The following is a 1,041-nucleotide window of genomic DNA, read 5'->3' on the forward strand; positions in this document are numbered from 1 at the left end:
GATTCGGATTCTGACAGCGACTCCGACTCCGATTCGGATACCGAACCGCAGGCAAATAATGATACCCATACGGCGGCTATCGATACCGTAGACGGCAACCTTAACAACGTGACCGGAACCGCAAGCCAGCTGCTTGGTGTCTCCTTACTCAATACGGTGGATGTCTCCCTGCTGGCGGCGAACTCCACGAAGTTCTCGGTTAGCGAAGGAACAACTGAGGATGTGACGATAGCGGTCACTGGTTCAACGTTGCTGAGTCTGCAGTCAGTACTGGCACTGGTGGGGCAACTGGTGGGCGGCGCTTCATCCATTACTGCCGATCTGTCGATAGTGAATACCGACACCGGTGAGGTGGTGCAGATTATTCCGGATGCCGTGAGCCTGACGCCGTCTCTGGCGCTGCTCAATCTGGTTTACTCCGGCAGCGCGACCTTCAGCGACCTGCCGGCCGGGAACTACGCGGTGGTGGTTTCTTCACCGCAGGCTTCCGGCGGTCTGGCCGCAGTGGTTGATGAACTGGCGTCAGCAAATCTCCTGTCGGTTGCCCAGGCGACAATCACGGATTCTACGCAGTACACCTCGACGGCAATTGCCGGCAATGTGCTGGTTGCGGATGCAGGGGGTGATGTAGCAGACACCGGTGATGGCATTACGGTAAGCAAAATCGCCTCCAGCGTGCAGACCACGCCGCTTGATGTGACGGCTGCAGGTGTTGTGATAAATGGTCTTTACGGTCAGCTGACGATCCATGCGGACGGCAGCTATACCTACAAGGCGACTGGCGATGCGGATGCTGTTGGCCAGGCCGATATCTTTACCTACACGATAGTGGATGCGGATGGTGATACGGCGACGGCTACGCTGACGATTAATATCGTGGCAGGAAGTGATATCGGTGAGTCGGATGCTGATGCAGATTCCGACAGCGACTCCGATTCTGACAGCGACTCTGACTCCGACAGCGATTCGGATTCTGACAGCGACTCTGACTCGGACAGCGATTCGGACTCTGACAGTGACTCCGATTCTGACAGTGATTCG

1 protein-coding gene is annotated in these 1,041 nt (G+C 56.5%); it reads left to right on the forward strand.

All coding sequences use genetic code 11. The features are described from left to right. Nucleotides 1–1,041: Ig-like domain-containing protein (locus tag KHQ26_RS25575; protein WP_228297900.1), on the forward strand; the 1,041-nt coding region annotated here is incomplete at both ends.

This window comes from Klebsiella sp. 10, assembly GCF_018223925.1.
GTDB classification, from domain to species: domain Bacteria; phylum Pseudomonadota; class Gammaproteobacteria; order Enterobacterales; family Enterobacteriaceae; genus Klebsiella; species Klebsiella pneumoniae.